At 31.8% G+C, this 16,706-nt stretch carries 14 protein-coding genes; 2 read left to right on the top strand and 12 right to left on the bottom strand.

The window, feature by feature from the left end; genetic code table 11:
• Positions 1 to 29: 29 nt before the first annotated feature.
• From DPIF8902391_RS03250 to DPIF8902391_RS03195, 12 genes are all read right to left on the bottom strand, one after another.
• On the bottom strand, positions 30 to 770 hold the full coding sequence (locus tag DPIF8902391_RS03250; RefSeq protein ID WP_172505029.1) for an energy transducer TonB: 741 nt from the start codon (positions 768 to 770) through the stop codon (positions 30 to 32).
• Between the two features lie 429 nt (positions 771 to 1,199).
• Positions 1,200 to 3,896, bottom strand: coding sequence for a TonB-dependent receptor (locus DPIF8902391_RS03245; protein WP_172505028.1), 2,697 nt, complete (start codon positions 3,894 to 3,896; stop codon positions 1,200 to 1,202).
• 314 nt (positions 3,897 to 4,210) lie between these two features.
• A complete protein-coding gene (locus DPIF8902391_RS03240) occupies positions 4,211 to 4,897 on the bottom strand; it encodes an energy transducer TonB (protein WP_172505027.1) in 687 nt (228 codons plus the stop codon).
• Between the two features lie 289 nt (positions 4,898 to 5,186).
• Positions 5,187 to 6,398 carry a GTPase HflX gene (hflX, locus tag DPIF8902391_RS03235; RefSeq protein WP_172505026.1) on the bottom strand — a complete coding sequence of 404 codons (1,212 nt, stop codon included), beginning with the start codon at positions 6,396 to 6,398 and terminating at the stop codon, positions 5,187 to 5,189.
• A gap of 517 nt (positions 6,399 to 6,915) precedes the next feature.
• On the bottom strand, positions 6,916 to 7,275 hold the full coding sequence (locus DPIF8902391_RS03230) for a hypothetical protein (protein ID WP_058886080.1): 360 nt from the start codon (positions 7,273 to 7,275) through the stop codon (positions 6,916 to 6,918).
• The gene (locus DPIF8902391_RS03225) at positions 7,275 to 8,627 is read right to left on the bottom strand and encodes a DEAD/DEAH box helicase (protein ID WP_058886324.1); all 1,353 of its coding nucleotides are present in this window, start codon (positions 8,625 to 8,627) and stop codon (positions 7,275 to 7,277) included. The genes DPIF8902391_RS03230 and DPIF8902391_RS03225 overlap by 1 nt, the downstream gene beginning before the upstream one ends.
• A 158-nt stretch (positions 8,628 to 8,785) precedes the next feature.
• The gene (nqrF, locus tag DPIF8902391_RS03220; RefSeq protein WP_172505025.1) at positions 8,786 to 10,099 is read right to left on the bottom strand and encodes an NADH:ubiquinone reductase (Na(+)-transporting) subunit F; all 1,314 of its coding nucleotides are present in this window, start codon (positions 10,097 to 10,099) and stop codon (positions 8,786 to 8,788) included.
• Complete coding sequence (gene nqrE, locus DPIF8902391_RS03215; protein WP_083501104.1) at positions 10,099 to 10,857, bottom strand: NADH:ubiquinone reductase (Na(+)-transporting) subunit E; 759 nt, start codon at positions 10,855 to 10,857, stop codon at positions 10,099 to 10,101. Before nqrE ends, nqrF begins: the two co-directional genes overlap by 1 nt.
• An 80-nt stretch (positions 10,858 to 10,937) precedes the next feature.
• On the bottom strand, positions 10,938 to 11,582 hold the full coding sequence (locus DPIF8902391_RS03210) for an NADH:ubiquinone reductase (Na(+)-transporting) subunit D (protein WP_058886083.1): 645 nt from the start codon (positions 11,580 to 11,582) through the stop codon (positions 10,938 to 10,940).
• 2 nt (positions 11,583 to 11,584) lie between these two features.
• Positions 11,585 to 12,325 carry a Na(+)-translocating NADH-quinone reductase subunit C gene (locus tag DPIF8902391_RS03205; RefSeq protein WP_058886084.1) on the bottom strand — a complete coding sequence of 247 codons (741 nt, stop codon included), beginning with the start codon at positions 12,323 to 12,325 and terminating at the stop codon, positions 11,585 to 11,587.
• Between the two features lie 2 nt (positions 12,326 to 12,327).
• Positions 12,328 to 13,533, bottom strand: a complete 1,206-nt coding sequence (locus DPIF8902391_RS03200; RefSeq protein ID WP_058886085.1) for an NADH:ubiquinone reductase (Na(+)-transporting) subunit B — start codon at positions 13,531 to 13,533, stop codon at positions 12,328 to 12,330.
• A gap of 3 nt (positions 13,534 to 13,536) precedes the next feature.
• On the bottom strand, positions 13,537 to 14,889 hold the full coding sequence (locus tag DPIF8902391_RS03195) for a Na(+)-translocating NADH-quinone reductase subunit A (RefSeq protein ID WP_058886086.1): 1,353 nt from the start codon (positions 14,887 to 14,889) through the stop codon (positions 13,537 to 13,539).
• Positions 14,890 to 15,051: 162 nt separating this feature from the next.
• Between DPIF8902391_RS03195 and DPIF8902391_RS03190 the strand changes: the two genes are divergently transcribed.
• Together DPIF8902391_RS03190 and apaG are read left to right on the top strand one after the other, a co-directional pair.
• Entirely contained in the window at positions 15,052 to 16,272 is a 1,221-nt protein-coding gene (locus DPIF8902391_RS03190) for a type IX secretion system plug protein (RefSeq protein ID WP_058886087.1), read from the top strand.
• Positions 16,273 to 16,317: 45 nt separating this feature from the next.
• The gene (gene apaG, locus DPIF8902391_RS03185; protein ID WP_058886088.1) at positions 16,318 to 16,704 is read left to right on the top strand and encodes a Co2+/Mg2+ efflux protein ApaG; all 387 of its coding nucleotides are present in this window, start codon (positions 16,318 to 16,320) and stop codon (positions 16,702 to 16,704) included.
• Positions 16,705 to 16,706: the final 2 nt, after the last annotated feature.

Raw genomic sequence — 16,706 nt, 5'->3', positions numbered from 1 at the left:
TTAACGTGTTTTATAATTTAAAATTATTTTTACTCCTCTAAAGAGAAATTAATTGGAAAACCATACTTTACAGAAGTACGCTTTCCTTCTTTTTTTGCTGGCTTAAACCTTGGCAACTTTAAAACTACACGAGCAGCTTCATTGTTTAATATTTCAGCATTATCAGGTCCTAATGTTTTAATGTTTTTTACGTAACCGCTTTTGTCAATAATAAAACGAACCCAAACATCTCCTTGTAAATTTTGTCTAACAGCCTCTCCTGGATAACTAAAATACTTAGAAATATGACGCATCATTTCATTATTAAAACAATCAGACTCCTCACCCTTTTCTGCTTTTTTACAAGCATCAAAAACAGGTATTTTATCTACAGATGTAAATTTTAATGCCTTTCTAACCTCTTCTTTTGATAATTTATTTTTAAGGTTTTCAATATTGTTTTTCAACGATATTGTATTTGTAATTTCAGCATTTAAAGCAGTTTCAGAAACCTTAGAAACTCCCGTAGCTCCAATTGCGGTAACTTCTTTCTTCTTTAAAAGCTCTCTTTTCTTTAAATGCCTTTTATTTGCAGATACTGATACAGAAATAAGCCTAGACTTCTTGTTCTTATTTCGCTTACTTTTAGATTCTTTAATGGTACATTTTGTAACACTAATACTATTTAAGTCTATTTCGTTTGCCTCTGGAGATTCACAAACTTTTTGAGCCTGAACAGTAGAAAACATGTTCAGTATAATTAACAAGGAAAAAAATAATAAATTTTTCATAATGGTGGAATTTACTTGCATTACATACGACAAAAAAAGTCATATTAACACAATGCAAAAGTATGAAATTTTAAAATAAAATAACTTAATTCTATGTTTTTTATTTTACACCTCTTAAATACAAGCTTTTAAAAAAACACTTTAAGTAAAATACTATCACTTAAAAAAGGCTAAACAATGTATTTTTAAAGGATTTCAACAATTAAAAAAAATCATAATTCAATTTTATTTTTTAAAAAAATTATATTTATAAAAATTAATTTTGATTGTAAAATCAACACTATTTTACTTTTAATTAACATTAGTATAACTTTAAATTTCTAAAAAACAGCCTATAAAAAAGCCTGAGCAATAAATTGTTCAGGCTTTTTGTGCTTTTCTTTAGTTAGTTATAGCTACTATTTAGTAAACTTATAAAATAGAAAGCACTTATTGATTAATTACCCACGATATATAGTACATAGATCCTATTAATCCTGAACCAGGAGCCACAACGTAATCTTTTCCTGTTAAATTCGTTCCTCCTATTTTAATTCTTGATTTTAAAGAAGGTATTTTGTAATTTATTTGAGCATCGAGTAAAGTTCTACTTTCTATTTCTCCTGTTAAAAAATTAGATTGCCATAAAAATTTATCTTGCCATCTTGCGTTTATGTTAAATCCGAAGTTTTTAAACAAATTAGCAGTACCAAACATTATTTTCACTTGATGTTCAGGAGTGTTGAAACCGGGCTTAAAATCAAGATCATCTTCTTGGTTAAATATCATTTTACTTAAGGTGTAGTTGGCGCCAAAATTAAATTTTTTAAACACTTTTGTTGTTAAGCCTAATCCAACACCGTATGAATCTACTTTTGCTGTTGTGTTTGTGTTTAATAAAACAGCAGTAACATCTTTATTTGAAAAAGCCTTTAAGGCCTGCGCATCAGGAACGCCATTTAAAACGGCACCATAATTAGGCACAACGATGTTTTTATTGGCGACAAAATTATCATATTGATTGTAGTAAGCATTGACATCTAACTCCATTACATTGCTGCGTGTAATATTTAAAATACTTCTATATCCTATTTCATAAGAAGTTACTTTTTCTGATTTTATAGGCGTCGGTTTTACATGAACAGGAACGTTATTATTAAGTACAAATGCTTTTTCAAAAATAGCTGCGCCTGTAATAATATTGGTCGTGTTATTACTATTTTTAGCTACTGTTGAAAAACGTGCTATGTTTTGGTTTGATGTTCCTAAAAGAAAAGAATTAGGCCCTGTTTTTAAACCTATATATTGCTCTAAAGTACTTGGAGTTCTAAAACCTGTTTGATACGATATTCTTAGTATTTTATTTTCTTTGATCGCGTAATTTAAAGCAACCCTTGGCGAAAAATTACCTTCAAAATTTTGAGATTTATCATAACGAACAGATCCTGTAAATTTTAAGCGATCTTCAAAAAATTTCTTTTGAATTTGCGAATACGCTCCTAACATATCAAAAGCTAAAGGACTATTTACATCGGTAAATAAAGTTCCTTCTGAATTAATATTAAATTTACGATAAGAAGCACCTACCTGAACTTGTGCCCATTTAATTAGGTCTCTAAAATTATAATTCGCCTCTACATTATATAGTTGTGTTTTATCTCTTAAGCCCGAACCTCCTTGATTAATAGGTTTTTCAATAATACCATGTAATGCTTGTTTAAAAGCTGCTGTTCCGGGTTGTAGCCTATTTCTATCGGCATAATTTCTTGCCGCTTTATCATTCCCTGCTGTTACATTTTTTATAGCCCCTGAAAATGCCGTTCCATATTCTTTAAACCAATTTCCACTTGGATTATAATGCTCGTTTAAAGCAATACCTGCAAATCGTAAATCATAGGTTTCGCCAGTAGTATTACCTGTGTAGTAACCACGAACAAAAAAGTTTTTACCTAAAAACTCTAATTTATATTGCGTTATAGAAAAATCGTTTTGAGCAAACCTATTCGCTCCTTGATACATGTTATTTCCTGATGAAAAACGAGCATTTAATATTACCTCTAATGTTTGATCGCCAAATGGGCGTACATGAAACGAACCATCAAATTTTACTGCCTTTCCATCATAATCGTACAGTTGCTGTTCAGCATACCCTGTTCTACTAACATTTCCAATACCTGGTAATTCATAAGAAACTTCATCTCCATAAAAATTTACACCATCATAATCTAAGGTGTTTTCTCTATTTCCTTGCGTAACAACACCACCAACTCCCGTTGTATTTCTAGCATCATTTGCATGCCATTCTTCTGCTTTATAGGTTACAAAATTTACTTTTGCAGCAAAATGATTGCTAAATTTATACGCCATTCTAAGACCAACATCGTAAAACTGCGCTGTTCCTAATGCTTCTTGATTAATAAAACCAGTTTTGTAATAACTACTGATACCGTGATAATCAAAAGGATTTTTACTTCTCATTAACAAAATACCGTTAAAGGCATTTGCACCATATAAAGCCGATGAAGCTCCTGGTAATATTTCAACATCTTTTACATCTAATTCTGATAAACCTACAATATTACCTACCGAAAAATTTAAGGCAGGAATTGAGGTTTCAACACCATCGACTAATTGCACAAAGCGAGTATTATCAAAAGTAGAAAAACCTCGAGAATTGATAGATTTGAAACCATAACTAGCCTCACGAGAATCAATTCCTTTTAAATTAGTAAGCCCATCATAAAAAGAAATTGACGTATTATTTTTAATATCAGTAATCCCTAAGCGCTCAATAGTTACTGGCGATTCTATAACTCGTTCTGGAGATCTTGATGCCGATATCACCACTTCATCTAAAGAAGAACTTTCTTTTAAAATAATATTTAATTCTTGAGTTGCATGAGTAATTTCAATAAGCTCTTTTCTGTATCCAAAAGCAGTAACTTGTATTGTAAACGGAAAATTTAATGATGTGGTTAAGCTAAAACTACCATCAGCAGCTGATATAGCGCTATTTTCTAATGAATTGATAAGTGCACTCGGAAAAGGCTCTAGATATTCATCATACACTTTCCCTGTTAAAGTACGCTGTGCCGATAAAGTAACACTAAAAGCTATAAAAAAAAAAAGGAGTAATTTTTTTAGCATATTGATTGGTTTAGATTCTTTTTTGAAAGTAGTTATCGCCTTTAAAGTTATTCTTCTAGGGCAAATTAAATCTATATTTTACAGAAAAAAATTCAGGTAATTTAGAAACCACGCTACTAGCTTCTTTATTTTATGGAAATTCGTAATATTGCATTAATTGACAAAAAAGATAGTAACAATATTAATCTTCCTCTATAAAACAAACCACATCAAACTGTAAAACAACTAATTACTAAAAAAACGTAACTAAACCTGCAAATATATATTATTCATCAAAGAACCTAAAACTATGTTAGCTCTTGGTTAACAAATTATTAATTTAAGATGAAATTCATTGGAAATTTATATAAAACACTCACTAAGGCTCCTTTTTGTTTGCCTGGTGTAAACTTGGGAAGTAACATAACAATTCGCATTGCTTCTTTTTTCAAAATGATATTATCGTTTTCTCCTAGCACTTTAATATCCTTTACTTTTCCGTTTTTATCGATTACAAAACTAACATCAAAATTACCCTCGATACCTTTTTTTAAAGCCTCCTTCGGATATTCAAAATGACTAACAATATGCTGCTCCATTTGCATATTAAAACAATGAACTTTGTCTAGTGAATTTTCATCACAAGACGCAAATAATGGAATATGATCAACAGCATCAAAAGATATATTTTCTTTTTCCGCCTCATTTTTTATTATTGTTAGTAAGCTTTGCGTTATTTTAGTTGTTTTTTTTGTTTCAACAACAGTGTTTGTTTTTAAATTACTCGCTAAATGAACTTCTGCATTTGGGGTACTTCGTTTTTTTAAATACCGAGTACTTGAAGTTACAATATATTTCGTTTTAGGCTGTTTTGTTTTTACAACATCAGTTTCTACAGCACATTTATTAATGGCGTTAAGATCTACGAATACTTCTTCTTGAGTACCACATTTTTTTTGAGAAAAAACTTGTAATACACTAAAGAAAATAAGCGCTACGGTTATGTTTATTCTGTTTTTCATTACAATTTATTTTAACTTTAAGAAAAATCATTCGATAGTTAAAAAAACTATTGAACGCTATGAAGCTATTTTATTTATAAATTTATACTGAAAAAGCGGAGTTCTAATTTACTTTGAAAAGTGCTATCAAAAAGGAATTTTGATGGGGCGAGTGATCTATTTTTATTATTTTTCATTTTTAGGGGGGATAAAATGGTTAAAATATTTTTCTCTATAAGAGATACTAAACATACAATAAAAAGTACATAAAAACAAATTTTTAGGCACTTTTTATTGTTAAGTTATGTGTTTATTCTATTGGTAAATCGTCTTGATATAAGAAGTTATTGTAAGGAAATCGTTCAATATGTATTTTTTTAACCGATTCGTAAACTTTTTCTTTAAAATCTTCTAAATTGTCTTTATTTAATGCTGATATAAAAAGACTTTCTTCACCTAAATCGTTCATCCAAGTGTTTTTCCAATCATCTAAAGTGTAGTGATTTTTTGATTTTTCGGTAATTAAATCATCTTCATCAATGGTATCATGAGTATAAGCATCAATTTTATTAAAAACCATTAAAATAGGTTTATTTGAAGCGCCTATTTCATCTAAAATTTTATTTACAGATGCAATATGATCTTCAAAATTTGGATGACAAATATCTACTACATGTAGTAATAAATCCGCTTCACGAACCTCGTCTAAGGTTGATTTGAATGACTCAACTAACTGTGTTGGTAATTTTCTAATAAACCCAACAGTATCAGTCATTAAAAAAGGAATATTTTTAATTACAACCTTTCTTACAGTAGTATCTAAGGTTGCGAATAATTTATTTTCGGCAAACACATCACTTTTACTAATTACGTTCATTAAGGTCGATTTACCAACATTGGTATAACCTACTAATGCAACACGTACCATTTTACCTCTATTCTTACGTTGAACTGCCATTTGACGGTCAATAGTAGAAAGTTTTTTCTTTAATAAGGTGATTTTATCTCTAATAATACGACGGTCAGTTTCAATTTCTGTTTCACCAGGTCCACGCATTCCGATACCCCCTTTTTGCTTATCAAGGTGAGTCCATAATCTTGTTAATCGAGGTAATAAATACTGACATTGTGCCAATTCTACCTGTGCTTTTGCAGAACTTGTTTGTGCTCTTCCTGCAAAAATATCTAATATTAAATTTGTTCTATCTAATACTTTACATCCTAATTCATTTTCAATATTACGCAATTGCGCTGGCGATAATTCGTCATCAAAAATAGCAATACTTATGCCCTTTGATGCGATATACATTCTTACTTCTTCTAATTTACCAGTTCCTAAAAAAGTTTTAGGATTTGGTTTTTCCATTTTCTGGACAAAGCGTTTTACAGCAACTCCTCCTGCTGTTAAAGTTAAAAACTCCAACTCATCTAAATATTCGTCAGACTGTTTTTCGTTTTGTTTTTGGGTTATAATACCAATTAAAACCGCTTTTTCGATTATTTCTTCACGTGTTTCTTCCATACGATGCAAAAATACAATTTTATCAATTGAACAACTCTTTTTTTAATTTGTTCTTTGTCATATTTAAAATATATGGCGTTTTTAATATTTTATCTACTTCGGATGTTTTTAAAATTATAATCAAAAATTGATTGAATTACCTGTTTAAAAAGAAAACAACCTGTCAGTTCGAGTGATTTTTTTCCTTCAAAAAAATTGTATCGAGAACTTTTTAGCATCAACATTAATTAAGATAAAATAATTCAAATTCTCGATACAATTTTAATTCCTTCTAGTCATTAAAATCACTCGAATTGACAAAAAACAATAAAAAAGAACAACACAACCAAATAAACTTAGCCCCGATTGAAGCAATTGTTTGAGCTCTTTTTTTGATTTTTCTTCAAAAAAAAGCGAGTGCGGAAAGCGGGAAATAGCTTCAAATAATTTTAAAATTTAAACATAAAAAAACACTCAATTTTTACAAAATGAGTGTTCTTTAAAATATTTTTTAGGCGATAAAAAAAAATAAGATGTTTTAAATCTTGATAAAATCTTCAAATGCGATATAATAAGGTTGATTTTTAAAAACAGGTAAATCAACACTTTCTGAATTTGCAATACCAATGCCTGCAAACCAAATTTTTGCATTATTTTTTTCGGCATGTTGTTTAAATGTTTCCATCCATAAAACGTCGTAATCTTCGGGCGTTTGAATATTATTGGTGGTTTTTACTAACACAAAAATAGTCGGTTCGCCTTTTTTATATAACACAAACTGCGGATGTTTTTTAAGTTCGCTATTAATTGCAACAAACTCGTAGCCCATTTTTTGAAGCTTTTTACCCGCAATATTCATTCCTAAATTATGAAGCTCTTGTTTGGTAAGTACCTGCATTATTTTTTCTTATTACGCATGTTATAATTCTTATCACCCCTAGTTTTAGGCTTCTTATATTTTTTCGCAATTTCTCTACGATAAGAACCTCCTTGATTTGTTTTACTGTTCTTTTCACTTTTTTCATGAAAAGCAGGACCAGGAACATACTCTAATGAAGTTCTGTTTTTATTTTTCTCTCCGTCTTCTTTCGGACGTTCTTCTTCGGTTAATTGTGTAGAGATTTCAACATGTTCAGGGATTTCTAACATTGGAATTTCATAATTCATCAATTCTTCAATTCTCGTTTTAGCTTCTTGTTCTGCTTTTGTTGAAAAAAGAATCGCTGTTCCTTCATGTTCTGCACGTCCTGTTCGTCCGATTCTGTGCATATAATTTTCAGGGAAATAAGGCGTATTAAAGTTAATTACATGTGTTACTTCGGCTAAATCTAAACCACGAGCAATTACATCGGTAGCAATTAAAATACGTTTTTCACCTTTATTGAATTGTTCAATAGAACGCAAACGATAGTTTTGTGTTTTATTCGAATGAATTACACACGATTCTGTTGGAAACTCTTCTTTTACACACTCAAATAATCGGTCGGCATTTCTTTTATTTGGCGTAAAAATTAACACTTTACTATATTCTGTTTTGTTATAAAGTAACTCGTGTAATACGTTTACTTTGGTATAAAAGTTAGGAATATTGTAGCTAATTTGCTTAATATTATCAAGTGGCGTTCCACTTACAGCGATAAAAATCTTTTTCGGAGCGATAAAGAAATCATCAATTAACGCCTCAACATCTTGAGTCATTGTTGCCGAAAACATAATATTTTGACGACGAACAGGTAATAATTCAAAAATATTTAATAGTTGAAATCTAAATCCTAAATCAAGCATTACATCTACTTCATCAATGACTAATTTCTGGATTGATTTTAGTTTTAAATTATTACTTAAAGCTAAATCATATAAGCGTCCTGGAGTAGCAACAATTACATCTGCACCTAATGCTACAGCTTGTTTATGTCTGTTTAAAGGAACTCCACCAAACACACCAATAGTACGCAAAGTCATAAATTCTGATAGCTTTTCAATTTCACTAACCACCTGAACTACTAGTTCACGGGTTGGCACCACTACAAGCACTCTTGGGTGTTGTTGTTTTGAAAACTTCAAGTCGCGAAGTATCGGTAACATATAGGCAAAGGTTTTCCCGGTACCTGTTTGGGCAATACCAACAACGTCTTTACCAGATCGTATAATTGGAAAGGCTTCTTCCTGAACTGGTGTTGGGTTTACAAAACCTAATTCTTGAATTGCGTTTTGTAATGGGTTTGATAAATCTAAATCTTGAAAAGTAATCATTTACAGTAATTTGCCGCAAAGGTACGTTTTCTAAGCCCAAATACCATAAATATATTTCTTTGGATTAAAATGCCTGTGTTTTTAAGTACAAAAAAAACCGATACATTTCTGTATCGGTTTTATATAATTTTTGATTTTTTTTAGTTGATAAAGATTTATCCTCCAAAATCATCAAATCGGATATTCTCGTCAGCAAGACCAAAATCTTCTCCCATTTTCTGAACAGCATTGTTCATTAATGGTGGACCACAGAAATATAATTCTAAGTCTTCTGGTGCTTCGTGTTTCGCTAAATGCTCGTTGATTACTACTTGGTGAATAAATCCTGTAAACCCATCTCCAGCTTCATCATTTACATCTTTTTTAACTTTCCAGTTATCCGCTTCTGTTGGATCAGATAAAGCAATAAAGAATTTAAAGTTAGGGAAATCTCTTTCTAAAGCTCTAAAGTGTTCTACATAGAATAATTCAGCTTTTGAACGACCACCGTACCAATACGTTACTTTTCTACCAGTTTTTAATGTTCTAAATAAGTGATATAAATGCGAACGCATCGGCGCCATACCTGCACCACCACCTACATATAACATTTCAGCTTCTGATTCGTTGATAAAGAATTCACCATAAGGTCCAGAAATAACACATTTATCACCTTTCTTTAAGTTAAATATGTATGAAGAAGCAACTCCAGGATTTACATCCATCCATCCACCTTTCACTCTATCAAAAGGAGGTGTTGCAATACGTACATTTAACATAATTTCTCTTCCTTCGGCAGGATAAGAAGCCATAGAATATGCTCTTTCTACAGTTTCTGTATTTTTCATTACCAATGGTCTTAAACCAAATTTATCCCAATCTGCTTCGAACTTGTCTGGAGTTTCATGTTCTTCTGGATGCGCAGTAATATCCATATCAGCATAGTTTACCTCACAAGCTGGTATTTCAATTTGAATATATCCACCTGCTTTGTAGCCCATATCTTCAGGAATTTCAACTACAAATTCTTTAATAAAAGTTGCAACGTTGTAATTTCTTACAACTACTGCTTCCCATTTCTTAATTCCAAAAATTTCTTCAGGAATAGAAATATCCATATCTTGTTTTACTTTTACCTGACAAGATAAACGAACTCCGTGTGCTAATTCTTTACGTGTAAAGTGAGGTGTTTCTGTTGGTAAAGCTTCACCTCCACCAGAATTTACGTGACACTCACATTGTACACAAGAACCACCACCACCACAAGCTGATGGTAAAAAAATCTTCTCGTTACCTAAGGTAGATAATAAGGTACCTCCTGATGCTACTTCAATTACTTTATCACCGTTAATAGTGATTTTTACGGGTCCTGATGGTGCTAATTTTTGCTTTACAAATAATAACAACCCTACTAAAATTAATAGAATTATTAAAAATGATATAACCGTTACAGCTACCGTACCTCCTGTACTTACTTCTAAAAATACCATTATTCTATAATTTTTTTAGTGTTATCAGCTAATTTCTCAGCTTCCTCTTTTACCTCTTCTATCTTGGTTACCTTGTTTTCGATTACTGTTTTAGTAACAACTGCTGCTTTAGGAGCTTCTGGAGTTTTAACCTCTTCGTCGCCTCCTGTTAACATTCCTCCAAAACTCATAAACCCGATTGCCATTAATCCAGTAATAATAAAAGTAATTCCTAAACCTCTTAAAGGTGCAGGAACGCTTGAATATCTGATTTTTTCACGAATAGCTGCAATTGCTAAAATTGCTAAAAACCATCCGATTCCTGAACCAATTCCATAGGTTAAAGATAAACCTAATGTTGGAATTTCACGAGATTGCATAAATAAAGACCCTCCTAAAATTGCACAGTTAACGGCAATTAATGGTAAGAAAATACCTAAAGAGTTATACAATGCTGGTGCAAATTTCTCCACAATAATTTCTACCAATTGTACCATGGTTGCAATTGTTGCAATAAACATAATAAATGATAAGAAACTTAAATCGTAACCTTCATATTCATCTCCTAACCAAGACAATGCTCCTGGCTGTAATAAATATTGATCTAATAACCAGTTGACAGGTACTGTTACAGCAAGTACAAAAATAACGGCAGCTCCTAAACCTACGGCTGTTGCTACTTTTTTAGATACTGCTAGGTAAGAACACATTCCTAAGAATGTAGCAAATACCATGTTATCAATAAATATCGACTTGAAAAATAATTCTAAATGTTCCATATTTTATATTTTTCCCTCTTTCCTTTTTATTTATAGTTTAAATTCAATAAACAATTTAAACTATAAATATTGAAGAGGATTTAATCCTCGATTAATGCTTTGTTTCTACTACGTTGTATCCAAATAATAATACCAACAACAATTAACGCCATTGGAGATAATAACATAAATCCGTTATTTTCATATCCTAATGCATACAATCCTGTTTGTTCTATTGGATCTCCTAATACTTTAAATCCTAATAAAGTACCAGAACCTAATAACTCTCTAAAGAAACCTACTGCAATTAAAATAGCTCCGTATCCTAATGCATTTCCAATTCCATCTAAGAATGATTTCCAAGGACCATTTCCTAAAGCAAAAGCTTCAAAACGTCCCATAATAATACAGTTGGTAATAATTAAACCAACAAATACCGAAAGTGTTTTACTTAACTCGTAAGCAAAAGCTTTTAATACTTGATCAACAATAATTACTAAAGCAGCAACTACGATTAACTGTACAATAATTCTAATTTTTGATGGAATAATGTTTCTCATTAAAGAGATTACAACGTTTCCTATACCTAATACAAATAATACAGAAACTGCCATTACTATAGAAGCTTTCAGTTCTGCTGTAATTGCTAATGCTGAACAGATACCTAATACTTGAATCGTAATTGGGTTGTTATCTAATAACGGATCTGTAATTAATGCTGCGTCTTTTTTTGATAAAAGTCCCATATTTATTTCAATGTTTTAAAGTAAGGCACGTATAAACCTAATTCAGATTTAATCATTGCAGCAACTCCATCACCTGTAATTGTTGCACCTGCAATTGCATCTACCTCGTTATCATTTTTATCTTCGTTCTTCGGATCATTATTCGATTTTGAAACTCCAATTCCTTTAAAAGAACCGTTGTTCATTAAATTTTCTCCGATAAAGTCATCCATAAAATAGCGTTGCTTAATATTTGCTCCTAAACCTGGCGTTTCTCCTTTATGATCGAAAAAAGCACCCTGAACTACCATGTTTTTATCCAAGGCAACATATGCCCAAATAGCATCCCAAAGACCCTTACCTCTAATTGGCGTGATGTAAAACGTTTTACCGTCTTTTTCACCAATAAATACTGGTAATTTTCTTACTTTTCCTGCTTTTGCAGCTGTTTGCTGTTTTTTTACATCGATTAAATACGCATTCGCATCTTCAGTAGCCTTAGCACCTTCAATAACGATTTGTTTTTTGATGTATTTTGAAAACTCACCAGCTACTTTATCTTTAGAAACAAAGATTGCGCTAGATTCATCGTTTTCATTTACCCCCATCGCATACAAAATATTTTGTTGCTTTTCGATACGTTTATTTGCATCAATCATTGGGCGAAGCGATGAAGCTGTAAAAGCTAACAACGCACCTACTATTAATACCATTGCAATGGCAAAAAGTAGCGTATATCCATTACTGTCTGTTCTCTTACTCATAATTAGGCAGTTTTAACTTTAGTACGTTTTAGTCTTCTCTTGATATTCCCTTGAACCACATAATGGTCAATTGTTGGAGCAAAAACGTTCATTAATAAAATAGCTAACATTACTCCTTCTGGATAGGCAGGATTAAATACACGAATCATAATCGAAATAAATCCGATAAAGAAACCATAAATCCATTTTCCTTTGTTGGTTTGCGATGCTGATACAGGATCAGTAGCCATATATATAGCTCCAAATGCAAAACCTCCAATTAATAAATGTTTCCAGAAATCTAAACTCATTAATCCGTAAAACTTACTTGTTTCACCAATCCATCCTAAACCAACTACTTGATTAAAAATGAATCCCATTACTAAAGCTCCGATTACTGCTGATAACATAATTCTCCAGCTTCCAATCTTTGTAAAGATTAAAAATAAAGCTCCTAATAAAATTAAGAAGGTAGATGTTTCTCCTACTGAACCAGGAATAAATCCGAAGAACATATCAGAAACAGAATGTGTTACTGGTTGCGATTGTGCTAAAGTTCCTAGAATAGTTTCACCTGAAATAGCGTCTGCTGTTCCTGTTAATTCTCTAGCTCCTTGAACCCATACTTTATCTCCCGACATCCAAGTTGGATATGCGAAGAATAAAAATGCACGTATTGTTAATGCAGGATTTAAAATATTCATTCCTGTACCTCCAAATACTTCTTTACCGATAACCACACCAAATACTACCGCTACAGATAGCATCCATAAAGGTAAATCGATTGGTACAATTAAAGGAACTAACATTCCTGTAACTAAATATCCTTCTTCTACTTCGTGACCTTTTATTACGGCAAAAATAAATTCTACTACTAATCCTACCACATATGATACAATTACTAACGGTAAAATTTTAACTAAACCGATTAAGAAATTCGCCATATTCCAGAACTCTCCACTAAAGAAAGACATTCCTTCTGTAAATCCATTGATTGCAGCGTTATGTTGATAACCTGCATTGAACATTCCGAAGATTAAACAAGGTACTAATGACATAATTACTATGTTCATTGTACGCTTTAAATCATCAGCAGCCTTTATATGAGTTCCTCCGTGAGTCGTCTCATTAGGCAAATATAAAAAGGTGTGGATTGCGTTAAACGCAGGTGCCATCTTAGTACCTTTATACTTTTCTTTTAACTTATGTAAGTTTTGTTTTAAGCCCATATCTTATCCTAATTCTTCTCTCATTAAATCTAATCCTTCACGAATTATTTTCTGGTGAGGTTGTTTAGACACACAAATAAATTCTGTTAAAGCGAAATCTTCTGGTGCAATTTCGTAAGCACCTAACCCTTCCATTTCGTCAAGGTCTTTGTATTTACAAGATTTTAATAATTGCATCGGAAAAATATCCAACGGAAATACTTCTTCATACGATCCTGTAACCACAAATGCCCTGTGTTCACCATTTGTATTAGTATTTAAGTCGTATTTTTTCTTCGGATTTAACCAAGAGAACGTAAATGCTCTTGAGGTAGAAACCTTGTTAAAAACAGGTTTATTCCAACCGAAAAATTCATAATCATCACCTTCAGGAATTGCAGTTACTATGTTTTGATAGTATCCTAAATATCCTGCTGTATCAACCTGAACACCGCTTAATACGTTTCCGCTAATTACACGTGCATTATCAGCGTCTAAATTTCCTTTTACAAGATCTCCAATATTTGCTCCTGCCAAAGCAGTAACATATTGAGGTTTGCTGAATTTAGATCCTGCTAAAGCAATAGTGCGCTTTGCATTAAATTTACCAGTTAGTAACAACTCACCGATAACTACTAAATCTTGAGGTGTAACAACCCACACAACTTCCCCTTTATTAATAGGATCTATTTGTGCAATTTGCGTACTCACATTACCAACAGGGTGCGGTCCAGATACGTTGTGCAATTCAACACCTTTCATTCCTTTAAAAGGAGATGATGTTGATTTTTTTGCTACAGAAACGTGTACTTTACCTGCTGTTAATTTTGTTAAAGCAGTTAATGCAGTTTGTAATTCAGCTTCTTTACCTTTTAAGGCGTAATCATAATCGGCTGCTAAAGGTGCACTTGCATAGGCAGATACAAAAATTGATTTAGGTGCTTGATTCGGATCTGCAATCACGTCATACGGACGCTGTTTTACAAATGGCCAACAACCTGAAGCAAACAAGTGAGTTTTCACTTCTTCGCCAGACATTGCATCAACATCTTTTTTACCAAAATCTTTGTACTCCTGCTGTGCATCAGCAGTGATTTTAATTGCTAAAACTTTTCTTCTGGCTCCACGAACGATTTCTGAAATTTTACCACTAACAGGACTTGGAAATAAAATGCGTTCATCACTTTTTGAATAAAAAAGTGCTTGACCCGCCTTTACTTCGGTACCTTGTTTTGCTAAAATTTTTGGAATAACGCCGTGAAAATCATCTGGCTGAATTGCAAACACACCACCTAACGGAAGTTCGGTAGTTATTTGCGCTGCTTCGCCAACGAGCTTGATGTCCAAGCCTTTCTTAATACGGATGTCTTTTGACATAGGAACTGAACTGGTTAAATTGATTTTCTAAAAAAAAACAAATTTACAGGTTTTGATTTTTTCGAGTAAGTATTTATATTTATATCTTTTGAATAATTAGCTATTTATATTTGTTCTAAATAAATAAGTAGCGTTGGTTTATATTTTGATACCTTTGCATTCATGATAAAATACCTATTAAGCTTCTTATTTAGTGCCCTTCATTTTGTTGTTAGTGCCCAAAACATCAACACAATTCAATTGCGCCCAAAACACAGCAAAAATCAGTTTTCGGCAATTGTGCGTTTAGGAAGTGTTTTAACCTTATCTTTTGATGATTTAGAGGCTGATAATAAAGAATATCAGTATAAAATTGAACACATGACCTATGATTGGAAACCTAGTAATTTAACTTCTAGTCAATATATTGAGGGGTTTGATCAAAATGAAATTATAAACACAAGTAATTCATTTAATACTTTACAGCCCTACACACATTATACGGTTGATATTCCTAATCAAAACACCATCATCACAAAAAGTGGAAATTATTTAATTTCTATTTTAGATGAAAATTATGACCTAGTATTTACAAGACGCTGTGTTTTTTATCAAGATATTACAACCGTTGGCGTAGCTGTTTTTAGAAGCCGAGAAGCGAAATCAAACAATCAAAAACAAACGGTACAATTTACGGTAAATCATCAAAATTTAAGTATAAATAATGCGCAGCAAGAAATTAATATCGCCTTATTACAAAACCATAATTGGAATACGGTTCGATATAATATTCAACCAAAATTTATAAAACAACAACAGCTTATTTACAACCATACGCTTCAAACAAATTTTTGGGGAGGCAATGAGTTTTTAAATTTTGATACCAAACATTTACGTAGCAGTAATTTTAGCATTGCTAAAACACAACGAAAAGAACTCTATCACAGCTACTTATACCTTAACGAAGAACGAACAGACAAAGTGTACACCTATAACCCTGATATCAACGGACAATTTATCGTAAGAACCTTAGAGGCTAATGATGCCAATACAGAGGCGGATTATTCTATGGTTCATTTTTCGTTAGGAGCTTATGAAGCTTATCAAAATAAGGCTGTTTTTATTTATGGAGCGTTTAATAATTATGAATTATCCGAAGAAAATAAAATGAAATATGATGCGGTTTCAGAACAATACCAGGCTGCAATTAAATTCAAACAAGGGTTTTATAATTATAAGTATGTAACACTAAGTAACAAGCAAATTACAAACCTAAATGAAGTAAGTGGTTCATTCTATCAAACCGAAAATGAATATACAGTTATCGTATATTATAAGCCTTTCGGCGAAACTTACCACCGTGTTATCGGACTTGGGAATGGTTACTTTAATCAAAATAGGTAACTTGGTGTTCATCAATTAAAACTTCTTAATAAAAAAAATAAAACTATGTTACAACAAATAAGCAAGGGTATTAAAATAGCAATCGAAACCAATTTTAATGGTGTGGTTAACCAAGGGGAAACTGAATATTTTTCTTTTAGTTATTATATTTCTATTGAAAATAATTCTACCGACACCGTACAACTTTTAGAACGTTTTTGGATTATTATTGACGCTCTTAAAAACACAGAACACGTAGCGGGTAAAGGGGTAGTTGGCGAAACTCCTGTTTTAAAACCAAACGATATTTTTAAATACCGATCAAACTGTTTTTTACTATCAACAACAGGTGCAATGAAAGGAAATTACAAAATGATTAATACCGAAACTCTTGAAGAATTTATCGTTACTATTCCTAGATTTCAACTAACCGCAAGCCCTTCTTTAAACTAATT

The organism is Tenacibaculum finnmarkense genomovar ulcerans (genome assembly GCF_900239495.1).
In the GTDB taxonomy this organism is placed as follows: domain Bacteria; phylum Bacteroidota; class Bacteroidia; order Flavobacteriales; family Flavobacteriaceae; genus Polaribacter; species Polaribacter ulcerans.
This window is presented reverse-complemented; position numbering and strand designations above follow the sequence as displayed.